Below are 20,658 nucleotides of genomic sequence, written 5' to 3'. Positions count from 1 at the left end.
GTGTAGCTGATTCCGGCATTGCGCTCCTTTCAGGAGCCGCGTCATGATTATGTACCTGCTGATGGCGCTCACCGCTGCATTGGTGTCCTATGCCGGAACGTGGGGAGCCCGCGTACTCGGGAACAAATTACGGCTTTACCGTCCCATCCGCAGCAGGGACATGCACTCCGCACTCATCTCAAAACTGGGCGGGCTTGGCATCTTTGCAGGCTTTTTTGTTGCACTTGTCGTGGCAAGCAACTCATTCTTCGTCAAGGACATTTTCAGGCATAACGATGCTCCGTGGGGCATATTGGCCGGTGCAGTAGTGATCGTCGCAGTGGGAGTCGCGGACGACATCCTGGACATCCGCTGGTGGATCAAGCTCCTGGGACAGGCAGCAGCGGCTTTCATCGTCGCCATTTGGGGCGTAAGGATGTCTGTGGTTCCGTTCATCCCCGAACCGATCCTGATTGACTCCGAACTCGTCCAGATTGTCCTGACAGCAGGGCTGATTGTTACCACCATGAACGCCGTCAATTTCATTGATGGGCTGGATGGACTGGCTGCAGGTGTAGCCACCATCGGAGGCGGTGCGTTCTTCCTCACGGCGTACTGGGTGCACCGGAACAACCCATCCACGGACAATTCAGACCTTGCGACACTCCTGATGGCGATCCTGGTGGGTGGCTGCATCGGATTCCTGCCGCATAACTGGTTTCCAGCCAAGATCTTCATGGGGGACTCCGGTGCCATGCTCATCGGTCTCCTCATGGCTTCAGCCGGCGTAGTGGCCACGGGGCAAATCGGGTCTGGGCTCTACGACCGCGCCAACGGCATTCCGACGATCATCCCGATCCTCCTGCCCTTCGCCGTCCTCTCCCTTCCGCTCCTGGATTTCGGGATGGCTGTGGTTCGCAGGACCGCCCGGGGACAGTCTCCTTGGTCCGCAGACCGTGGGCACCTCCACCACAAGCTGGTGGACCTCGGCTACTCGCACCGCACCGCCGTCGTCATGCTTTATGTCTGGACGTGCATCCTGGCGTTCGGCGGTGTGGCGTTCGCAGTGTTCCCTTGGCAGATTGTGTTGATCGTGGTGGTCGTAGCTGCTCTCGTCATGGCCGCCGTTACGGCATGGCCGTACTTCACGCGGAACACGGCGGGGCCGGGGGAGCGCTCATGACTTTCGGTTATGGTCACAGTTCTATCTCATGTAGAATTCTTTCTGCGGACAGTCACTCGCCCGTAACCCCACTTTGAGAATATGGCACCCGTGCCACGAGGATTGGTATCCCCATGACATCCAACGCCGATTCCGGACGCCCGTCCGGTAAACGTGTTGTTGGAGTTTCCGGGGAGACATCCAACCTGTGGCTCCGCTTGCTGCTCTTGAGCTCCGCAGCTGCCTTGGCCGGATTGATCGTGACGAGTATCGTCGCAGCGTTCCTGAATGGTGGCCTAGGCGCGCTTTCAGCAGCATTCGGTGCCGCGCTGGTCATGCTCTTCTTTGCGATCAGCCTTCTGATCGGTCATTTTGTTGGCCGCAATAATCCTTCCGGCGCTGTCGGCCTGTTCGTAGCGACGTACTTCGTAAAAGTCGTCGGATTTGCAGTGGTCCTCTTTGTTATCGGTACTCCCGCCTGGTTGCACGGCCGATGGTTCATCATCGGCGCAGTTGTGGCCGTCGTCCTTTGGCAGGCTGCGGAGATTTACGGTTTCAGCAAAGCCCGCCTGCAGATCTACAACGATCCTGCGGATGAGAAGGGCGGTACGGATGTCTCTGCGTAAGCGTAATTCCCAGCTGTCGAGCCACACTCCATCCCAAGGTGCCGCCAACGATTCTGCCGACGCCGGAAACGACGGTGGATACAACGCCGGCATCGCCGTCTTCAGCTACATCGTTGGCGGGATCATTGTCTGGAGTTTGATAGGCTGGGGTTTGGATAATCTGTGGGGGACCCGCTGGATTGTGCTCCTTGGCGCTCTGCTGGGAGCCGCAGGAGGGTTCTATCTTTCCCATATGCACGGCCTCACCAGGCAAAGCTCTTCTTCTGGCGAGAGCAACGCAGACAGCGGTCCGTCCACGGACGGGGACAGTAATGCCAAATAATTTCACACGGAATATGGATGCGTCGAGCGCGTCCGGCTTCCAACCAATGCCCAATGATGGACACAGCAGAGAGGAAACGCGTTGATCGCGCTTGCGCTCCCCGCCCAGGATTCGGGGTCATTCACCCCACCCGGAATCGACGAAATGCACCTGCCGGCAATCCTGCCTTGGGGTGCGCACGATGGCTTCTCCAAGCAGATGCTGCTGGTGATCCTTTCGGTCGTCATTATCGCTACATTCTTCATCCTCGCTGCGCGTAAGCAGCAGCTGGTTCCCGGAAAGCTGCAGTTCGCAGGCGAAATGGCCTATGGCTTCGTCCGCAACAGCATCGCCAAGGACATCATCGGCGGCAAGGACTTCATCAAGTACGTCCCGCTGTTGTTCAGCTTGTTCTTCTTTATTCTGGTGAACAACATCTACGGCGCTATCCCCGTGATCCAGCTTCCGAGCTTCTCCCACGTTGGCGGCGCGTACGTGCTGGCCGGCATCGTGTACTTCACCTGGATCATCATCGGCATCAAGAAGAACGGGCTGAAGTATTTCAAGCTCGCAACCGTTCCCTCCGGTGTCCCGTGGTACATCCTGCCGATCGTTGTTCCGATTGAAATCATCTCCAACTTCCTGGTCCGCCCCGTTACGCACAGCCTCCGTCTGTTCGCGACCATGCTGGCCGGCCACCTGATCGTCATGCTCGCCGGTTCCGGTATTGAGTTCCTGATCATGCAGGAGAACGTCCTTTTGAAGGGCACCTCGGTTCTCGTCCTTGTTGGCGCTATTGCCATGTACATGCTCGAGGCCCTGATCATGGCCCTGCAGGCCTACGTGTTCACCTTGCTGACCGCGATCTACATTGAAGGCGCCCTGCACGCCGACAGCCACTAGGCTCAAAAACTTCCCCTTGAGGGGATTGAAGTAAACCAAGCAACCTGCCACATGGGTGGCATCTTGAAAGGAAAAAAATGGAAGGCAATCTCAACCTCGTAGGTTACGGTCTGTCCGCAATCGGCGGTGGTATCGGTGTGGGTCTCGTATTCGCGGCTTACATCAACGGTGTTGCTCGTCAGCCGGAAGCTCAGCGCGTGCTGCAGCCGATCGCATTCCTTGGTCTGGCACTGACCGAAGCTCTTGCCATCCTCGGCCTCGTCTTCGCTTTCGTTCTCTAGTCTTCGACTTTCGAACAAAGCGAATTCCGCAACCGAGTAGATAGGACGGGTGAAATATGAATCAGCTGATCATCTCAGCCGCCACTGAAGGCGAAGAGGCCACTAACCCTCTCGTTCCCAATGTTTGGGAAATGGGCGTCGTCCTCGTCGGCTTTGCTGTCCTCCTGTACATCGTGGTCAAGTTCATTGTCCCGATGTTCGAGAAGACCTTCGCAGAGCGCGCCGAAGCGATTGAAGGTGGCATCGCAAAGGCTGAAAAGGCACAGGCCGAAGCTTCTGCAGCTCTTGAAGAGTACAAGCAGCAGCTCACCGATGCCCGCGCCGAAGCCAACCGGATCCGTGAAGAAGCACGCGCTGAAGGCGCCCAGATCCTCGCGGACCTCAAGGCCAAGGCCGCTGCCGAGTCTGCCCGCATCACCGAGCAGGCACACGCTGCCATCGAGTCCGAGCGCCAGGCAGCTGTTGTCTCGCTTCGCTCAGAGGTTGGCACTTTGGCTACCACGTTGGCTGGCCGCATCGTTGGTGAAGCACTCACTGATGATGAGCGGGCCGCACGCGTTGTGGACCGCTTCCTGGCAGATCTGGAGACCCAGAACGCAGGTGCAGCTAAGTAATGGCAGGTATATCGAGCGAATCGCTGACCACGGCGCTGGCGCAGTTGGAAGCCAAGCTTCCTTTTGCCTCGCTGCAGTTGGCAAAGGACCTCTTCGGAATCCTGGGAACGGTGGACAGCTCGGCTGGCTTGCGCCGCGCCCTGACTGACCCGTCCCGTAGTGGAGACGAGAAGTCGGCGCTGGTCAAGCAGCTGGTTAGCGGAAAAGTCTCCGCTGATGCTGCTGAAATCGCAGGCGGACTGGCTGGCTTGCGCTGGGCATCTGCACGCGATATCGGCGATGCACTCGAGACTCTTGCCGCCACGGTTGTCATTGCCGTAGCTGAAAACAAGTCGGCCGTTTCTGCCTCTGGTATCACGGGGCTGGAAGAGCTGGAAAACGATCTGTTTGCTTTCAACCAGGCCGTCGCTTCCAGCCACGAAGTACAACGTGCTCTGTCTGAGCCGCAGGCATCCGCCGCGGCCAAGGTGGTCCTGGCCGAGAAACTTGTTCCTGGCGTCAGCGAGGAAGCAAAGGTTCTCATTGGCCAGGCCGTAACTCAGCCGCGCGGTGTCAAGCCGAGCAAGCTCGTCGAGTCCTTCGCCAAGCTTGCAGCCAAGCGTCAGCAGCGCTGGATTGCAACTGTCAGCGTTACCCGTCCGTTGACGGAAACGCAGGCCAGCCGTCTGCAGGCCGGGCTGAATGCCCTGTACGGCCGCGAGCTGAAGGTCAACGTCAATGTTGACCCCCGCCTGATTGGTGGAATCCGGGTTCAGGTGGGTGATGAAGTGCTTGACGCTTCTGTTATCGGCCGCCTGACCGACCTCCGCCGTCAGCTCGCTGTCTAGCGAAGACAAAGCACAACTTAACTGATATAAAACCCGGTCATCGTGAGCAACGATGATCACGAAAACAGGAGAGCAGGGACTGCAGATGGCCGAATTGACCATCAACGCCGACGACGTCCGTAATGCGTTGAACGAGTTCGCGGCGTCCTACGAACCCGGAAACGCAGAGCGCGTAGAGGTTGGTCGTGTGACCACCGCAAGTGACGGCATCGCCCGTGTTGAGGGTCTTCCCTCGGTCATGGCGAACGAGCTGCTTCGCTTCGAAGATGGCACGCTGGGCCTCGCCCAGAACCTTGACGTCCGCGAGATCGGTGTCATTATCCTCGGTGACTTCACCGGTATCGAAGAAGGCCAGGAAGTTCACCGCACCGGTGAAATCCTGTCCGTTCCGGTTGGCGATGCCTTCCTCGGTCGCGTTGTCGACCCGCTGGGCCAGCCGATCGACGACCTCGGCGAGATCAAGGCCGAGACCACCCGTGCACTGGAACTCCAGGCTCCGGGCGTCACCGAGCGCAAGTCGGTTCACGAGCCGATGCAGACCGGCCTCAAGGCTATTGACGCCATGATTCCGATCGGCCGCGGCCAGCGTCAGCTGATCATTGGTGACCGCCAGACCGGCAAGACCGCAATCGCTGTGGACACCATCATCAACCAGAAGGCCAACTGGGCTTCGGGCGATGTCACCAAGCAGGTTCGTTGCGTCTACGTTGGTGTTGGCCAGAAGGCTTCCACCATTGCCGCAGTACGCCAGACCCTTGAGGACCACGGCGCGCTGGAGTACACCACCATCGTGGCCTCCCCGGCCTCGGACCCCGCCGGCTTCAAGTACCTGGCACCGTACGCAGGCTCGGCCATCGGCCAGCACTGGATGTACGGTGGCAAGCACGTTCTGGTGATCTTCGATGACCTGTCCAAGCAGGCTGAAGCCTACCGCGCCGTGTCGCTGCTGCTGCGTCGTCCGCCGGGACGCGAAGCTTACCCCGGTGACGTCTTCTACTTGCACTCCCGCTTGCTGGAGCGTTGCGCAAAGCTCTCCGACGAGCTCGGCGCAGGCTCGATGACCGGTCTTCCGATCGTCGAAACCAAGGCAAACGACGTTTCCGCCTACATCCCAACCAACGTGATCTCCATCACGGATGGTCAGATCTTCCTCCAGTCGGACCTCTTCAACGCCAACCAGCGCCCTGCTGTTGACGTTGGTGTGTCCGTCTCCCGCGTTGGTGGCGCTGCCCAGGTCAAGTCCATGAAGAAGGTCTCCGGTACCTTGAAGCTGGACCTGGCGCAGTACCGCGACATGCAGGCATTCGCCATGTTCGCCTCTGACCTGGATGCGGCTTCCCGCCAGCAGCTGACCCGTGGCGCACGCCTGATGGAACTGCTCAAGCAGGGCCAGTACTCACCGTTCCCGGTTGAGGACCAGGTTGTTTCCATCTGGGCCGGCACCAACGGCTACCTGGACGACGTCCCGGTTGAAGACATCAGCCGCTTCGAGTCCGAGTTCCTGGAGCACCTGAAGCACAAGTCCTCCATCCTGACCACGCTGGCTCAGACCAACGTCCTGGATGACGACACCGCCGCAGCATTGAAGGAAGCAATCGTGTCCTTCAAGAAGGGCTTCTTCGGTGAAGGCGACGACCGTCTGGTTGGCGCCGGCCACGAAGAGCACGAAGCGATTTCCGGCGGCGACGTCGACCAGGAAAAGATCGTCAAGCAGAAGCGCTAGTTTCGATGACCTGTTCTGCCGGGGTCCTCAGGGGCCCCGGCAGGGCAGTACGTCGGGAACTTAGGAAAGGATAAGTATGGGAGCCCAGATTCGGGTCTACCGTCAGAAGATCAGCTCGACGACGTCGATGCGCAAGATCTTCAAGGCGATGGAACTGATCGCTACCTCGCGCATCGGTAAGGCCCGCGCCCGCGTAGCAGCTTCACTGCCTTACGCGAACGCGATTACCCGTGCCGTTTCTGCTGTCGCAAGTCAGAGCGAAATCGACCACCCGCTGACCACTGAGCCGGAGCAGATCCGCCGTGCCGCAGTCCTGATTATCACTTCAGACCGTGGCCTTGCAGGATCCTACTCCGCGAGTGTGCTGAAGCAGGCTGAAGGTCTCACCGAGCTTCTTCACGCAGAAGGCAAGGAAGTCAAGGCGTACCTGGTGGGCCGCAAGGCGCAGGCGTACTTCGATTTCCGCAACCGTGAGTACGCCCGCAATTGGACTGGCGGCACGGATGCACCGGAATTCGAAACCGCACAGGAAGTCGGAGCTGCACTCCTCGAAGACTTCGCCACTGATTTTGAAGAAGGTGGCGTGGACGAAATCCACGTCGTCTACACCCGCTTCAAGTCCATGGTGACGCAGGAGCCGACGGTTATCCGTTTGCTTCCTCTGGAAGTCGTCGAAGAAGAAGCCGCCTCGGAGTCCGATCTGCTGCCGTTGTACGAGTTCGAACCGGAAACGGAGCAGGTCCTTGATGCCCTGCTTCCGCGTTACATCGAATCCCGCATCTTTGCAGCCATGCTGCAGGCCGCAGCTTCCGAGCTCGCAGCCCGCCAGCGTGCCATGAAGTCGGCCGGTGACAACGCTACGGAACTGATCAAGAAGTACACGCGCCTTCGCAACACGGCCCGTCAGGCCGAGATTACGCAGGAGCTTTCCGAGATCGTGGCCGGCGCCGACGCCCTCGCGTCCTAGCCGGTACGGATTCGGCTCGAAGCCGCACCTGCACCAAATAGATAAACTTAACCCCACGCCATCTACTGAGTGAAGTGAGAGAGATGACTGCCACTGCTACCGAACACGTAGCAACGGCCGGTGCCACCGGCCGCATTGCCCGTGTTATTGGTCCGGTTGTCGACGTCGAATTCCCGGCTGACGCAATCCCCTCGATTTACAACGCCCTGACCACTGAGATCACTCTCAATGGCCAGACCAAGACCATCACGTTCGAGACCTCCCAGCACCTGGGCGACAACCTCGTTCGCGCCATCTCCCTGCAGGCTACCGACGGCCTGGTCCGCGGTACCACCGTGCAGGATTCCGGCGCTCCGATCTCCGTGCCCGTCGGCGACGGCGTGAAGGGCCACATCTTCAACGTCCTCGGCAAGCCGCTGGACGTCGAAGAGTCTGAGATCAAGGCTGACGCCTACTGGCCGATCCACCGCAAGGCTCCGGCCTTCGCTTCCCTCGAGGGCTCCACGGAGATGCTCGAGACCGGCATCAAGGTCATCGACCTTCTCACCCCGTACATCAAGGGTGGAAAGATCGGCCTGTTCGGCGGCGCCGGCGTTGGCAAGACCGTTCTGATCCAGGAAATGATCACCCGTGTTGCCCGCAACTTCGGTGGTACCTCCGTATTCGCCGGTGTTGGCGAGCGTACCCGTGAGGGTAACGACCTCTGGGTTGAAATGGAAGAGGCCGGGGTTCTCAAGGACACCGCCCTTGTCTTCGGCCAGATGGATGAGCCGCCGGGAACGCGTCTGCGTGTTGCCCTGTCTGCGCTGACCATGGCGGAGTACTTCCGCGATGTTCAGAACCAGGACGTGTTGCTCTTCATTGACAACATCTTCCGCTTCACGCAGGCAGGTTCGGAAGTTTCCACGCTGCTCGGCCGTATGCCGTCCGCAGTGGGTTACCAGCCGAACCTTGCTGACGAGATGGGTCTCCTCCAGGAGCGCATCACCTCCACCAAGGGCCACTCCATCACGTCGATGCAGGCCATTTACGTGCCTGCTGACGACTACACCGACCCGGCTCCGGCAACGACCTTCGCACACCTCGACGCGACCACGGAACTTTCCCGTGAAATCGCCTCCCGTGGTCTGTACCCGGCCGTTGACCCGCTGACGTCGACCTCCCGCATCCTGGACCCCCAGTACATCGGCAAGGACCACTACAACACGGCTGTCCGTGTGAAGCAGATCCTGCAGAAGAACAAGGAACTCCAGGACATCATCGCCATCCTCGGCGTTGACGAACTGTCTGAAGAAGACAAGATCGTCGTGTCGCGTGCACGCCGTATCCAGCAGTTCCTGTCCCAGAACACCTACACCGCCAAGCAGTTCACCGGCGTTGAAGGCTCCACCGTGTCCATCAAGGACACCGTGGAAGGCTTCACCGCTATCTGCGACGGCGAGCTGGACCACATCGCAGAGCAGGCGTTCTTCAACGTCGGTGGCCTGGATGACGTCGAGCGTAACTGGGCCAAGATCCAGGAACAGACCAAGTAGTATGGCTGAGCTCGAGGTTGAGATTGTCGCAGCGGACCACTTTGTGTGGTCCGGCGCGGCCAAGATGGTGAAGGCCCGCACCAGCGATGGTGAAATCGGAATCCTGCCGGGCCACTCGCCCCTCCTGGCCATCCTGGCTGAGGGTGAGCTGGCAATCCAGCCGGTTTCCGGTGACCGTATTGCGGTAGTAGTTGACGGCGGATTCTTCTCCGTCGACAACGATCGCGTGGTCATTGTTGCTGACAACGCCCAACTGGGCGAAGCGGCTACAGCGGGGATCCGATAGCACGACCTTGATGGACGATTCCCTTATTCCGTTCATCGCCCTGGCAACGGCGTTCGCGTTGCTGATTTTTTCACTGTGCCTTCTTGGGGTGCGCCGCTTCAATCTGCGGCGCGCCCTGGGCACGGTTGACGCCTCCATTTGTACGGCTGGAAACAGCTGGCAGATGGGGGTTTGTCGTTATCAGGACAATGAACTTGAGTGGTTCCGCTTGATGTCCCTGAGCGTGATCCCAAAACATAGATACAAACGCAGTTCGTTGGAACTGCTTGGCCGGCGTCAACCTACTGAGGATGAGCTCGTCAAGGTGCAGCCTGGCGTCGTCGTGGTTGAACTCCAATATGAAGGTAAGAAGTTCATGCTTGCCATGAACTTTGATGCCTACGCCGGTCTTTCCTCCTGGCTCGAGGCCGGACCTGTTATCGGCGTCGGAACCTGGCGTTAGGCCCCATGGATTTTCTTCTGGACATCAGCCTTGTTGATGGACCATTCCTGTGGTTGAGCATTATCGGCGGTGTGGCGGGAGCCACGTACCTCCTGTGGAGACGTCAGCGTTCCTGGCCACTGACCGTCGCCGCCTGCGTGGCGGGTGGTGTTGCCGTTGTGGCGTTGGCCCACTGGGTCCTGGTTGATCTGATGGCCGTCTTCTCGGAAAATCTTCCCTTTGAGACCCTGGCGTGGTCGGTCCCGGCTGTCGCGGCCGCTCTGCTGTTTGCCACGCGTTTTCCCCGCTCTACCTGGAAAAGTCGTGCCGGCGGCCTGGCAGCGATGCTGGGCGTAGTTCTCATGAGCGTCGTCCAAGTCAATGTGTACTTCGGACTGAACAACACGGTGGCGGACCTTCTTGGTACGGCCGTCGCCCGTATCCAGCCCTTGGAGGGCAGCCTTCAACGCGCTCCGGGCAGTAAACCGGGACCTGCGCTGTCGGATTGGAAAGCTCCCGGGTCAATGCCGCGGGGCGGTATCCTTCGGAAGGCTCAAATCCCGGGAAACGCATCGGGCTTCACAGCACGGGAAGCCTACATCTACCTGCCTCCGGCCTATCAAACCGCAGCACGGCCAAGCTTGCCGGTGCTGGTGCTCTTTTCAGGCCAACCCGGTGGTCCGGCCGATTGGCTAACCGGGGGGCAGCTCCGTGCGCAACTGGACAGATTTGCTGAAGCACACGGTGGCATCGCCCCCGTAGCGGTCGTGGTGGACCCAAATGGTTCGGGAAGCGCCAACACCCTATGCATGGACAGCCGCATCGCGCATGCTGACACCTACCTCTCCCAGGACGTACCTGCTTGGATCAGCTCCACCTTGGAAGTATCGAATGATCACCGGCTGTGGGCAGTGGGTGGCTTCTCGTTCGGCGGCACGTGTGCGGTTCAGATGGGGACAATGCATCCCGAATTGTTCACTTCGATAGTGGGCTTTTCCGCTGAGCGGGAGCCATCGCTTGCGAAGGACCGGAATAAGACCATCGCAGACTCGTTCGACGGCGACGTGGCCGCTTTCGAGTCAAGGACCCCCTTGTTTTTGATGCAACAACGGGATTACGCAGGCAGCGGCCTGTACTTGGCGGCAGGCGCCACGGACACAGAGTTTACGGACTACATGCACGTTCTTGCTGACGCTGGAAAAGCGGCGGGTTTCACCATCCAAGCACACTCCATCCAGCACGCTGGCCACTCGTGGGATGCTGTGGTCCGGGGTATGCCTGATGCTCTGGATTTCTTGTCTGCCCGATGGGGAATAGTCCAGTGAGCCTCGCCCTGAAAGGCGTCGTGCAGCCCGTCTTGAGGCAAACGGCCAAACATCTCCGTGCTACTCCCTTCACCACGCTCGTGCTTGCGTTGTTCGTGGCGGTGTCCGTCGTGTCTGGAAGCATCGTTGGCGGTCCGGCAGAATCATTGCTGCCTGTGGCGGGCGTGACCTTGGCGGGGCTGCGGTCGGGGGAGTGGTGGTCTATCTGGACGTCATTGTTCTTCACTACCAACCTGCTGGCGTTTGTCACCGCAGCGCTCATGATCCTGTTCCTGCTGGGGCTTGCAGAGCGGCGATTCGGCTTCTTCCGGACGGCCGGAGTCTTCCTCGGCAGCCAGTTTGCATGCGTTGCGGCATTCCTGCTGGTCACCCAGGTGGCGCGGTACATGGATGATGGTTGGATCTCCAGGATGGTGGATACCCGGCTGATAGGGCCGTACGGTGCTTTGGTTGCCACAGCCCTTGCAGCCAGTGCAATGCTGCCAACGCTTTGGCAACGACGATTGAGGACCGTGGTCCTTTCCCTTTCCCTGCTGCTGGTGTTGTACATCGGACACGCCGAGACCGTCATGGGGCTTGTGGGAGCTTTGTTGGGCCTGGGGGCTGCGTGGTGGACCCAGAGCAGCCAAGGACACCTTCACCTGCACCGGTCCACGGGCCGTGAAGTCCGGAACCTGCTGGCCCTCACCATGGCCATTTTCGCTGCCGGCCCCATACTGACCGCTGCAGCCAAGAGCCCTTCGGGACCTCTCGCCCTGCTGCGGGATGTCATCCTGAACCCGCTTCCCACTCTGAGTCAACTGGAAAGTAATTGCGGCGGGACCATTGACGTGGCTTGCCTCGAGCTTAGCCGTCAGGGCTACACGGGCCCCTTTGGCCTGGCACTTGCTGTTGTGCCCGTGGTGTTGTTGCTGATTTGTGCTGACGGCATGCGACGTGGGCGGCGCCTGGCACTGGGGATAGCGATCGGTGTCCAGTTGGTTGTCGTAGCCCTTTCGACTGTCTACTTGAGCCTTTTCGCGGGCATTCCTATGCCCCCGGGACGTCAAGCCGCGATGCTGAACCCTGCAGTTGTGCATCTGATCCCCTTGGTCCTGGTTCCGCTGACCCTGGCGGTCCTCTTGTTCGCCTATCGTGGGCACTTCCGTGTGGAATCCTCTGCCCGGTTGCGGCGGCGTGTCTTTTGGCTGGTTGGCCTCACGGGCGCGACCCTTGCGCTTGCATACACTGCCGTGTGGCTGGCTTCGGGCGGCATGACGCGCGACGGCGGCCTGCTGGGTTTGGGTGCAGAGCTCGCCCGCCAGTACCTGCCGGTTCCGTTGCCCAGCGTGTACCGCAAGGTCTTTGCCGAGCGTGACGCTTTGGAAGTCTTCCTGTTCTCCTACTCCGGGACGGTCTTCTGGCTTGTGGCGTTGATTGGCGTCTGGATACTCCTCATCCGGGGCCATCATGCCGCTGGCCTGGACCATCAAGGGCGGGACCGCGCACGCGAGCTGGCGAAAGCCGGTGGCGATTCGTTGTCGTGGATGTCGCTCTGGGAGCCGAACAAATATTGGTTCAATCCTGACGGTACGGGAGGAGTGGCGTACCAGCAGCATGGACATGTGGCCCTGACACTGGCCGGTCCTCTAGGAGCCGGGGAGCACCATGTAGAGACTGCTGCAGGATTCCTTGATTTCTGCTCCCAGCATGCCCTGATACCTTGCCTCTACTCGTGTACAGATGAGTTGTGGCCCATGCTTCAGGCCCGCGGTTTTCGAAGGGTTGCAGTCGCGCAGGAAACCCGGCTGAGGATCAGGGGTTTGGAGTTCCGCGGCAAGGAGTGGCAGAACGTCAGGACATCCCTCAACCGGGCGGCAAAGATGGGGATCACGGCCACATGGGGCCGGTATGACGCACTGCCCCATGCTCTGCGCGCACAAGTGGGCGAGGTGTCCGAAGAGTGGGCTGCACAAAAACGCGTACCTGAAATGGGATTCACGTTGGGCGGCCTGGATGAGCTTGAGGACCCTGATGTGTTGTGCTGCGTGGCCACTGATACAGACGGGTTCGTTTATGGAGTCACCAGCTGGCTTCCTGTCTACCGGAACGGCACTGTTGTCAGCTGGACCTTGGACTTTATGCGTCGCCGCGGCGATGCCTTCCCGGGAGTGATGGAATTCCTGATTGCCGCCGCCATCCTCCATCTCAGGGAATCGGTGGAGGTTATCTCGCTCTCCGGTTCGCCCTTGGCACGGGAGAAGGACGAGATTGATCAGCGGGCCGAGGGACTTGCAGGCATGTTGGACCTGGTTGGCCAGGCCCTGGAACCTGTCTACGGTTTCCGATCCCTGGCTTCCTTTAAGTCACGTTTCCAACCCGACTACCGAACTTTGTACATGTATTACCAAGAGCCGTTGCACCTGCCCGCAATAGGCCGGGCGCTGAGCCGCGCATACCTTCCGGGATTGTCTGTGCGACAATCCGCCAGACTACTGCGAACGCTGGTTGCTTGAATTGACGACGCCTATTCTTCGAAGCCGTTTAGCATTTCTTCGTGGTTTGTAACAAGAGTTGTCGAAATATCAGACATTTCACCGGACATTCTGACTGTTAAACACGTTGGTCCCGACTGGAAAGCCGGGACCAACGCGTTTGTTGAAACTGCAACAAACAAAATCAACAAGTAAGACTAGACGACCGTAACGCCGGTTGCCTGCGGGCCCTTGGCGCCCTGACCGATCTCGAACTGAACGCGCTGGTTCTCATCGAGGGTCTTGAAACCACCGGTCTGGATCTCAGAGTAGTGAACGAAAACATCCCCATCCGAGTCATCCGGGGTGATGAAGCCGAAGCCCTTTTCAGCGTTGAACCACTTGACGGTTCCCAGTGCCATGTATTTCTCCTCATTATGGAACAGCAGTCCGATACACCTCGTACCGGCCCTTGTTACTCCGCGAGAAGATCCGGATTCCGTCCAGGCTTGGCCTGTCCGGTTTCGCAGGAGCTTCACGCTCGCAACTCGTCTTGCGAGCATGAAAACCACCTACACAAAGACTGCTACAACACTTTCATGTGCCGTGCCGGAGGTCAACGGTCTTTAAGGCAATTCGGGAAAATTTTCGGTAAAAAGAAGGTAACGCGGACAACCCCAATTCACCGTGGTCTGATTGTCCTAAGCCAGCCACTGTCCGTTGCGCATGACGGCAGTAAGGCCGAGTTCCTGATCGGTAGTAACAACGTCAGCGCGAAGGCCGCGACGCAATCCACCCACCTCGTCAGAGAGCCCAAGAATGGCAGCAGGTACTGCAGTCGCTGAGCAGATGGCGTCCGGAAGGGCGACGCCGGCGTCCACGGTCTTGCGGACCACTTCCAGGAGCGTGGCGGTGCCCCCTGCGATGGAGCCAGTGGCATCCAGGGTTGCCACGCCATTGCTGACGGTCACCGGTGACGGTCCGAGCATGTAGTTTCCGTCCGAAAGCCCCGCAGCGGCCATTGAATCAGTCACCAGGAGAATGTTGCCGGCGCCCACCAACTGAAATACGGTAGCGACGATACTGGGGTCCAGGTGGGTGTCGTCGGCGATGAGTTCCACCACGGCTTTTCCCGCCTGGGCGGCCCGCAAGCAGGCGGCAACGGGGCCTGGCGCGCGGTGGTGCATTGGTGGCATCCCGTTGAAAAGGTGCGTCACTGTCGGTAGCGAGCTGACGCCGTCGAACCCTGCCGATTCCAGTCCCTCGCGGGCCGCAGCCAACGACGCTGCGGCGGTGGCGTCGTCGCAATCGGTGTGACCCAGAGACGGCGTCACGCCGTGGAAGGTCATTAAGTCCACCAGTGCAGCGGCCCCTGGCAATTCCGGGGCATACGTCATAGTGGCAAGTTTGCCGGCGGCAGCGCCCACGAGTTCGTTCATGAGGTCCAGGTCCGGCTCCAGCAGGTAGTCCGGGTTCTGGGCGCCGCATCGTGCATGGGAGAGGAAAGGTCCCTCCAAATGGATGCCGGCCACAAGACCTTCGTCGACGAGCTTCACATAGAGTTCAATCCCGCGAAGGAGGTCCTCCCGCGGCGCCGTAACCATGCTTGCGAGGAAAGTTGTGGTGCCGGAGCGGTGCAGGAAATCCACTGCCTTACGGGCCGAGGCCTCCTCCCCGCCTGGAAAGTCACCACCATTCCCGCCGTGGCAGTGGACGTCTACCAAGCCAGGGAAGATGAAGTGGCCGCTGGGTGCACCGATGCGTATAGCGTGCCCGAAGCCTTCAAACTCGTCCGCGTCAAAGCCATCCGCCGGGCCTGCATAGGCGATGCGGTCGCCGTCGATGGCCACGAGGCCGTCTTCCACCACCACGCCGTCACTTACGAGCGTTCCCGTGAGAATTTGGTGGCTGGGCGCGGAGGAATGGACGAATTGGTCTGCGGCAGTCATGACTCTGATTCTAGTGGCCTGCCGCACACGCCCTGTAGGGAAGAGTCAGAAGAGTCGGGATTCGCTGTCGTCCACACCGCGCATGGCGTCATAGTCCAGCGTTATGCAGTCGATTCCGCGGTCGTTGGCCAGGACTTTGGCTTGAGGCTTGATCTGCTGGGCTGCAAAAATCCCACGGACCGGCGCCAGTAGGGGATCCCGGTTCAGCAGCTCCAGATACCGGGTCAGCTGCTCGACGCCGTCGATGTCGCCGCGCCGCTTCAGCTCAATCGCCACCGTGGCGCCGGTTGCGTCCCGGGCAAGGATGTCTACGGGTCCGATGGCGGTGAAGTATTCCCGCCGGATGAGTGAGTATCCGGTTCCGAGCGTCTCGATCTGTTCTGCCAGGAGGCGTTGCAGGTCAGCTTCCACGCCGTCCTTGATCAGTCCAGGATCAACACCCAGGTCATGTGAAGTGTCATGCAATTGCTCGTAGATGTTGATGATGAGCCGGTCATCGGTCTTGGCCGACTGCACGGTCCACTGCTCAACCACGCCCTCTTCCACTTCGGTTTCCTCGGGGGAAGTTACGCGCAGCGTGGCCGGTGGGCTCATCCAGTTCAGCGGCTTGTACGAGCCGCCGTCGGAGTGCACCAGCACCGAGCCGTCGGCCTTGACCAACAGGAGCCTGGTGGCGAGTGGGAGGTGGGCCTTGAGGCGGCCAACATAATCAACAGAACAACGGGCTATGACGAGTCGCACCAGCCTTACCTTACCCGGTGGCGGCCGGTCGCTGGGGCAGAATGGAATCATGCCCCGTTCCAACCGCCCTCGTCGCAACGCCGCCAGCACACGTTCGAACAAAGCTGCCGGCAAGTGGGCGGACGAAGCCCCGGAACTGGATCTGGAACGGGCAAGGGCGGGGATTGCGCGCAGGGAAAGCGCCCCTGATGGCGACTGGATGGTCCGTACCATGACGGCGCGGAAGGCGGAGAAGCAATACATCTGCCCGGGCTGCTCGACAGCTATCCTCCCTGGTATCGCACATCTGGTGGTGTGGTCGGACAATCACCTTTTTGGCGAAGCCGCCGGACTGGCTGAGCGCAGGCACTGGCACACCAACTGCTGGACGACCAGAACCTACAGGTATCGCTGACCAGGTCCCGCTGGTTCCCTTAGGCTTGGAGGCATGACTTTCGACCCCGCCTCGTTCGTTTTTACTGCGCAGGATGCTCCCTCGGCGATCAGGGCCTCCACCGTCCTTCCCGCGCGTCGGGAGAATGTGGAATTCACCACCGATGATGGAAAACTCCTGCTGGGCGAGCTCGCAGTGCCGGAGTCCGGGGAGATCACCGCAACGTTGATCACCCTCCATCCGCTGCCGACCCATGGTGGCTTCATGGACTCCCATGTCTACCGCAAGGCTTCCTATAGGCTGCCGTCGTTGGCAGGTGTGGCGGTCCTGAGGTTCAATACCCGCGGTACACACTCGCCGCGCGGCACCAGCCAGGGCCAGTTTGAAGAGGGCATCGGTGAGCGCTACGACGTCGAAGCAGCTGTCCGTTTCGCCGTTGAGCGCGGCCTGCCGAACCGGTGGTTGGTGGGTTGGTCGTTCGGGACGGAACTTGCACTGATGTACGGCGCAGTTGAACCTGTGGCCTCGCAGATCGAGGGCGCGGTCCTCCTGTCTCCTCCACTCCACCGGGCAACGGACGTGCACCTCAAGGAGTGGGCAGCCTCCGGCAAGCCGCTGACCGTGTTGGTTCCGGAACACGACGATTACCTTCGGCCCGCGGAGGCAGCCCAACGCTTCAGCCTGGTACCGCAGACCCGGCTGGTGGGCGTCGACGGTGCCAAGCACCTGTGGGTGGGGGAGAAGTACGCAGCGCGTGTCCTGGACGAAATCGTCGACGACGTCACTCCGGCAGGTGCCGGCGTGGACGGTCTGCCACGTGAGTGGGCGGGCCCGGTCGCCAACGCGTCATGAGTAGACAGGGAAAGTCAGTGCCTGTCTTGGCGCATGATGAAGACTTCCTTGATCAGCAGCATGATGGCCGCCGCTGTCGGAATGGCGATCAATGCACCCAGGACACCCAGCAGGCTTCCCCCGGCGATCACTGAGATCACGGCCACTGCGCCCGGAACGGCCACTGCCCGCTGCATGATGCGCGGAGAGATGAAATAGGCCTCGAACTGCAGGTAGGCAAAGTAGGCGATCGCATAGATAACGGCCGTTTGCCAGCCGGCTGTGAGGGCCACGAGGATAACGACGACTGCGGCGATCAGGCCGCCCACCAGCGGGATGAAGGCCAAGAGCGCCACGACGAAGGCAAGCAGGACGCTGAAGGGAATGCCCAGGATGCTCATGACGATGAAGGCAAAGAATGCGTTCAACAGGGCGACGCAGGCCTGGCCGATCACGTAGTTGCCTACTGAGTCGGTAATCGCTTCCGAAAGTGCCTCGACGCGGGGGCGGCGCGACCTCGGCGCCAGGCGGTAGGCCCATTTCTTCATGGACGGCAGGGCGGCCAGGAAGTACAGGCTAAGCACCAGGACAATCAGCGTGCCGAACAATCCGTTGGCCACAGTGGAACCGAAGCCCACCACGCCGCCGAAGATGCCACCCATGGCTTCGGGATCCTTGACGAACTTATCCAGTTCGGTAGTAATGCGGTCGCGAATGCCGAACTGGCTGTCCACGGTGCGGAAGAAATCCGAGTCGAGGAAGCCCCGTATCCAATCCGGCGCCTGCCGGACGATCTCGGAAACCTGTTCCACGATGGTGGGAATCAACGTTGCAAAGAACCCGGCAACCGCAAGGACCAGGACAGAGACAGATATCAGGATGCCGCCAGGGCGCGGGACCTTTCGGGTCTCAAGCCATCGGACTACCGGATCCAGCCCGAGGGCGATGAAGAGCGCGGCAACGATCCAAAGGATCAGCTGGGTGGTATTGCTTGCGATATAAAAGACCAGCAGGGCCACGCCGACCCCGGCAGTGCCCATGAAGCCCACATACAACGGGTGCTGGGATGACATGCGGGGACCAGGGGCACCGAAATCGTTGTCCTCGTCGGCCTTGATGCCTTCCGCAACGGCAACGGCCTCGTCTTCGGGAGGCATCTCGAACCGGACCCGGGTGCGGGCACCCGGGATGGGTTGCCTCAGCTTGCGGGCTATTGCGGCCAGGCGTCCGGTGCGGACCGGAACAGTAGCGGAGGTCCCATCCGCAGGGGCGTCCACCACAGTTGACCCTGACTCATCGATGGGACGGGGCTCCAAGTGGTCTTTCACGCGGTTCTGCTGCCTTTTCTACGTTGTTTGTACTTATTGTCTACGTTATTAGCTAAATGCGGTGGTGACGCTGCGATTACAGGCGTTGGTCGCCCGGATATCATGATCATCGCCACACTATCAGGAGCCCGGAATCCGGCCTTAGCGGCGTCATTGCAGGGAACCAGGCGTCCTTGGCGGGATGGGCCGATCTGACTCTTTGATAACAAAACGGTTACCCTTGAAGTTCAACGACCGCTGATGATAGGTGATCCTGTGCGTTTGAAGACTGCAGCCTTGCTGGTGCTGCTGGGCCTGCTGACGATGCTGGCCGGCATTGGCCAGCTAACCTTCTGGGCCCCCGCCGAGACCGTGACGGCCTCGGTTCCCAGTGACACAAAAGCTGCCCCGCTGACCGTGATCGACCAAAAGTTGATCGCCCTCCATGACGGGCCGGTGAAGATCAAGATCCAGGGTGAAGGCAACTTCATCGTCGCTACGGGCCGCCCGGACGACGTCGACGCCTGGGTGGGCAAAACGGCCCACAACACCCTGACTGGTGTCTCCCAGGACCAGAAGTCCTTGGAAGTAGCCTCCACGGATGGCGAGGCAACAGCCCCTTCTCCCGTTGGCTCGGACCTCTGGGTTAACACGGAAGACGCCAGCGGAGACCTGGACTACACCTGGAACCCGCCTGCAGGAGGCGAGTGGTCACTCCTGGTCGCCAGCGACGGAACCAAGCCTGCGCCGTCGTCGATCTCCATGACCTTCCCGAACAACGCAACCACGCCGTGGGCCGTTCCGCTCATCGTGCTCGGCATCATCATCATTCTTGCCGGAGCGGCCCTGCCGTTCATAACCAAGGCCATCAACAACCGCCGCAAGGGCGACGGGCACCGCAACGGAGACGGCTTCGGCGGACCGCATGGTGGTGGGGAAACCACCACGCTTCCGGTCCAGACGCCGCCAGGTAAGACCGAGGGCCGCCGGGGTGCCGGTGCAGAAGGTCCGAGCCTTCGCATTAGTGCTGTGGCTGCAGCGCTCGCTGCCGCCCTCGTGGGTGGTACGGCGGTAGCAGCCCAGGCCACGTCCACACCCGGAGCGACGGACACTTCCAGCTCTTCTTCTTCCGCCTCCGCGGAAGGCAAGGCAGCACCTGTGATGCTCGAATCGCAACTGCAGCGAATCCTTGAGCAGGTTGCCAGCACTGTTGACGCAGCCGACGCCGCCAAGGACGCTGCCAAGCTTGCACCGCGCGTGGACAAAATGGAACTTCAGGTCCGCACCCAGAACTACAAGATCCGCTCAACGGTTTCCGCCTACGAGCCCCGCATGCCGGTTCGTGCCACCAAGCTCCAGAGCAGCGTGATCAGTACCAAGCGCGACTGGCCGCGTACGGTCTTTGCCCTGACCCAGGGCGATGGCAACGTCGTGCCCCAGGTCCTGACACTGGTGCAGCTCTCACCGCGGGAAAACTACAAGCTCTGGGGCAGCGCTCCGCTGCAACCGGGCACCAACTTCCCGTCGTTCCCCGTTCCCCGCGATGGAACCGCCCCCGCCGCCGCCGATGACAAGACCGGCCTGGCATACAGCGGTAACGAAGCCCTCGGAATCCTCGGGGAGATGCTGACTACCCCCGATTCGCCCAACAGGAGCAAGTTGGCTGACGGTCAGTCCTCGCCCTACATCGCCGGCGCCCTTGCTTACCAGGCGGACACCGTGAAGAACGGAACCAGTGCCAACTTCAAGTTCTCCCATACACCGGTGAACAACCAGACTGTTGTTCTGCGCACGGCAGATGGCGGCGCCCTTGTAGTGGGTCGCTTGGACTTCGCTTTTGAAGGAACGCCGAAAGCGGCAGGGGACAAACTCATTCTTGAGGACGACTCCGCTGTTTTCGCCGGCGGCAAGGAAACAACCACCGGTATGGTCCTGAACTTCGCCGAATCGGTGGCGGTTTACATTCCGCCGGCAGGTTCTGCCGATCCCATGAAGCTCGTAGCTGCTACCCGCGGACTCGTGGGCGCCAGCTTCAAGTAGGGCATGCCTTGGCA

Annotated in this window: 21 protein-coding genes; 17 read left to right on the top strand and 4 right to left on the bottom strand. The window is 60.4% G+C overall.

The features are described 5' to 3' along the window. The first annotated feature begins 43 nt into the window (after nt 1–43). The 14 genes from KSW38_RS07470 to KSW38_RS07405 all read left to right on the top strand — a co-directional run bounded on the left by KSW38_RS07470 (nt 44) and on the right by KSW38_RS07405 (nt 13,445). Entirely contained in the window at nt 44–1,162 is a 1,119-nt protein-coding gene (locus KSW38_RS07470) for an MraY family glycosyltransferase (RefSeq protein ID WP_216923959.1), read from the top strand. Nucleotides 1,163–1,275: 113 nt separating this feature from the next. Further along, nucleotides 1,276–1,767 (top strand): Cg1360 family ATP-synthase-associated protein, encoded by a 492-nt coding sequence (locus tag KSW38_RS07465; protein WP_216923958.1) that lies wholly within the window; start codon nt 1,276–1,278, stop codon nt 1,765–1,767. Beyond that, the gene (locus KSW38_RS07460) at nt 1,754–2,089 is read left to right on the top strand and encodes a hypothetical protein (protein ID WP_216923957.1); all 336 of its coding nucleotides are present in this window, start codon (nt 1,754–1,756) and stop codon (nt 2,087–2,089) included. The genes KSW38_RS07465 and KSW38_RS07460 overlap by 14 nt, the downstream gene beginning before the upstream one ends. Before the next feature lie 81 nt (nt 2,090–2,170). Beyond that, a complete protein-coding gene (atpB, locus tag KSW38_RS07455) occupies nt 2,171–2,971 on the top strand; it encodes a F0F1 ATP synthase subunit A (protein ID WP_216923956.1) in 801 nt (266 codons plus the stop codon). 77 nt (nt 2,972–3,048) lie between these two features. Further along, entirely contained in the window at nt 3,049–3,252 is a 204-nt protein-coding gene (atpE, locus tag KSW38_RS07450) for an ATP synthase F0 subunit C (RefSeq protein WP_009356484.1), read from the top strand. 56 nt (nt 3,253–3,308) lie between these two features. Then, complete coding sequence (locus KSW38_RS07445) at nt 3,309–3,866, top strand: F0F1 ATP synthase subunit B (RefSeq protein WP_216923955.1); 558 nt, start codon at nt 3,309–3,311, stop codon at nt 3,864–3,866. Beyond that, a complete protein-coding gene (locus tag KSW38_RS07440) occupies nt 3,866–4,693 on the top strand; it encodes a F0F1 ATP synthase subunit delta (protein ID WP_216923954.1) in 828 nt (275 codons plus the stop codon). The genes KSW38_RS07445 and KSW38_RS07440 overlap by 1 nt, the downstream gene beginning before the upstream one ends. Before the next feature lie 85 nt (nt 4,694–4,778). Then, nucleotides 4,779–6,416 (top strand): F0F1 ATP synthase subunit alpha, encoded by a 1,638-nt coding sequence (gene atpA / locus KSW38_RS07435; RefSeq protein ID WP_216924164.1) that lies wholly within the window; start codon nt 4,779–4,781, stop codon nt 6,414–6,416. Nucleotides 6,417–6,492: 76 nt separating this feature from the next. Beyond that, entirely contained in the window at nt 6,493–7,383 is an 891-nt protein-coding gene (locus KSW38_RS07430; protein ID WP_216923953.1) for a F0F1 ATP synthase subunit gamma, read from the top strand. Nucleotides 7,384–7,466: 83 nt separating this feature from the next. Beyond that, nucleotides 7,467–8,918 carry a F0F1 ATP synthase subunit beta gene (atpD, locus tag KSW38_RS07425; protein ID WP_144649785.1) on the top strand — a complete coding sequence of 484 codons (1,452 nt, stop codon included), beginning with the start codon at nt 7,467–7,469 and terminating at the stop codon, nt 8,916–8,918. Nucleotide 8,919: 1 nt separating this feature from the next. Beyond that, a complete protein-coding gene (locus KSW38_RS07420) occupies nt 8,920–9,204 on the top strand; it encodes a F0F1 ATP synthase subunit epsilon (protein ID WP_216923952.1) in 285 nt (94 codons plus the stop codon). 10 nt (nt 9,205–9,214) lie between these two features. Then, nucleotides 9,215–9,646, top strand: a complete 432-nt coding sequence (locus tag KSW38_RS07415) for a DUF2550 domain-containing protein (protein WP_216923951.1) — start codon at nt 9,215–9,217, stop codon at nt 9,644–9,646. Between the two features lie 5 nt (nt 9,647–9,651). Next, the gene (locus KSW38_RS07410; protein WP_216923950.1) at nt 9,652–10,950 is read left to right on the top strand and encodes an alpha/beta hydrolase; all 1,299 of its coding nucleotides are present in this window, start codon (nt 9,652–9,654) and stop codon (nt 10,948–10,950) included. Continuing rightward, nucleotides 10,932–13,445 carry a DUF2156 domain-containing protein gene (locus KSW38_RS07405; protein ID WP_216923949.1) on the top strand — a complete coding sequence of 838 codons (2,514 nt, stop codon included), beginning with the start codon at nt 10,932–10,934 and terminating at the stop codon, nt 13,443–13,445. The genes KSW38_RS07410 and KSW38_RS07405 overlap by 19 nt, the downstream gene beginning before the upstream one ends. A gap of 176 nt (nt 13,446–13,621) precedes the next feature. On the opposite strand, the gene KSW38_RS07400 is transcribed toward KSW38_RS07405, so the two are convergent. The 3 genes from KSW38_RS07400 to nucS form a co-directional block, all read right to left on the bottom strand. Beyond that, a complete protein-coding gene (locus tag KSW38_RS07400; protein ID WP_018776337.1) occupies nt 13,622–13,825 on the bottom strand; it encodes a cold-shock protein in 204 nt (67 codons plus the stop codon). 279 nt (nt 13,826–14,104) lie between these two features. Continuing rightward, nucleotides 14,105–15,352, bottom strand: a complete 1,248-nt coding sequence (locus tag KSW38_RS07395) for an N-acetylglucosamine-6-phosphate deacetylase (protein ID WP_216923948.1) — start codon at nt 15,350–15,352, stop codon at nt 14,105–14,107. 45 nt (nt 15,353–15,397) lie between these two features. After that, entirely contained in the window at nt 15,398–16,093 is a 696-nt protein-coding gene (nucS, locus tag KSW38_RS07390) for an endonuclease NucS (protein WP_216923947.1), read from the bottom strand. Between the two features lie 49 nt (nt 16,094–16,142). On the opposite strand from nucS, the gene KSW38_RS07385 reads away from it, so the two are divergent. Together KSW38_RS07385 and KSW38_RS07380 are read left to right on the top strand one after the other, a co-directional pair. Continuing rightward, on the top strand, nt 16,143–16,487 hold the full coding sequence (locus tag KSW38_RS07385) for an ATP/GTP-binding protein (protein ID WP_216923946.1): 345 nt from the start codon (nt 16,143–16,145) through the stop codon (nt 16,485–16,487). 33 nt (nt 16,488–16,520) lie between these two features. Continuing rightward, on the top strand, nt 16,521–17,318 hold the full coding sequence (locus KSW38_RS07380) for an alpha/beta hydrolase (RefSeq protein ID WP_216923945.1): 798 nt from the start codon (nt 16,521–16,523) through the stop codon (nt 17,316–17,318). 14 nt (nt 17,319–17,332) lie between these two features. Here KSW38_RS07380 and KSW38_RS07375 read toward each other — a convergent pair whose 3' ends face one another. Continuing rightward, entirely contained in the window at nt 17,333–18,625 is a 1,293-nt protein-coding gene (locus KSW38_RS07375) for an AI-2E family transporter (protein ID WP_216923944.1), read from the bottom strand. 240 nt (nt 18,626–18,865) lie between these two features. Between KSW38_RS07375 and KSW38_RS07370 the strand changes: the two genes are divergently transcribed. Beyond that, the gene (locus KSW38_RS07370) at nt 18,866–20,644 is read left to right on the top strand and encodes a DUF8094 domain-containing protein (protein WP_216923943.1); all 1,779 of its coding nucleotides are present in this window, start codon (nt 18,866–18,868) and stop codon (nt 20,642–20,644) included. The last annotated feature ends 14 nt before the right edge of the window (nt 20,645–20,658 follow it).

It is taken from the genome of Paenarthrobacter aromaticivorans, from assembly GCF_019038615.1.
GTDB classification, from domain to species: domain Bacteria; phylum Actinomycetota; class Actinomycetes; order Actinomycetales; family Micrococcaceae; genus Arthrobacter; species Arthrobacter aromaticivorans.
This window is presented reverse-complemented; position numbering and strand designations above follow the sequence as displayed.

Coding starts and splice junctions, on each gene's coding strand:
- atpA (WP_216924164.1), top strand. CDS start 4,779: ATGGCCGAATTGACCATCAACGCCGACGACGTCCGTAATGCGTTGAAC.
- KSW38_RS07420 (WP_216923952.1), top strand. CDS start 8,920: ATGGCTGAGCTCGAGGTTGAGATTGTCGCAGCGGACCACTTTGTGTGG.
- KSW38_RS07470 (WP_216923959.1), top strand. CDS start 44: ATGATTATGTACCTGCTGATGGCGCTCACCGCTGCATTGGTGTCCTAT.
- KSW38_RS07385 (WP_216923946.1), top strand. CDS start 16,143: ATGCCCCGTTCCAACCGCCCTCGTCGCAACGCCGCCAGCACACGTTCG.
- KSW38_RS07395 (WP_216923948.1), bottom strand. CDS start 15,352: ATGACTGCCGCAGACCAATTCGTCCATTCCTCCGCGCCCAGCCACCAA.
- KSW38_RS07380 (WP_216923945.1), top strand. CDS start 16,521: ATGACTTTCGACCCCGCCTCGTTCGTTTTTACTGCGCAGGATGCTCCC.
- atpD (WP_144649785.1), top strand. CDS start 7,467: ATGACTGCCACTGCTACCGAACACGTAGCAACGGCCGGTGCCACCGGC.
- atpE (WP_009356484.1), top strand. CDS start 3,049: ATGGAAGGCAATCTCAACCTCGTAGGTTACGGTCTGTCCGCAATCGGC.
- KSW38_RS07465 (WP_216923958.1), top strand. CDS start 1,276: ATGACATCCAACGCCGATTCCGGACGCCCGTCCGGTAAACGTGTTGTT.
- KSW38_RS07460 (WP_216923957.1), top strand. CDS start 1,754: ATGTCTCTGCGTAAGCGTAATTCCCAGCTGTCGAGCCACACTCCATCC.
- KSW38_RS07440 (WP_216923954.1), top strand. CDS start 3,866: ATGGCAGGTATATCGAGCGAATCGCTGACCACGGCGCTGGCGCAGTTG.
- KSW38_RS07400 (WP_018776337.1), bottom strand. CDS start 13,825: ATGGCACTGGGAACCGTCAAGTGGTTCAACGCTGAAAAGGGCTTCGGC.
- KSW38_RS07405 (WP_216923949.1), top strand. CDS start 10,932: ATGGGGAATAGTCCAGTGAGCCTCGCCCTGAAAGGCGTCGTGCAGCCC.
- KSW38_RS07445 (WP_216923955.1), top strand. CDS start 3,309: ATGAATCAGCTGATCATCTCAGCCGCCACTGAAGGCGAAGAGGCCACT.
- KSW38_RS07430 (WP_216923953.1), top strand. CDS start 6,493: ATGGGAGCCCAGATTCGGGTCTACCGTCAGAAGATCAGCTCGACGACG.
- KSW38_RS07410 (WP_216923950.1), top strand. CDS start 9,652: ATGGATTTTCTTCTGGACATCAGCCTTGTTGATGGACCATTCCTGTGG.
- KSW38_RS07415 (WP_216923951.1), top strand. CDS start 9,215: ATGGACGATTCCCTTATTCCGTTCATCGCCCTGGCAACGGCGTTCGCG.
- KSW38_RS07370 (WP_216923943.1), top strand. CDS start 18,866: ATGATAGGTGATCCTGTGCGTTTGAAGACTGCAGCCTTGCTGGTGCTG.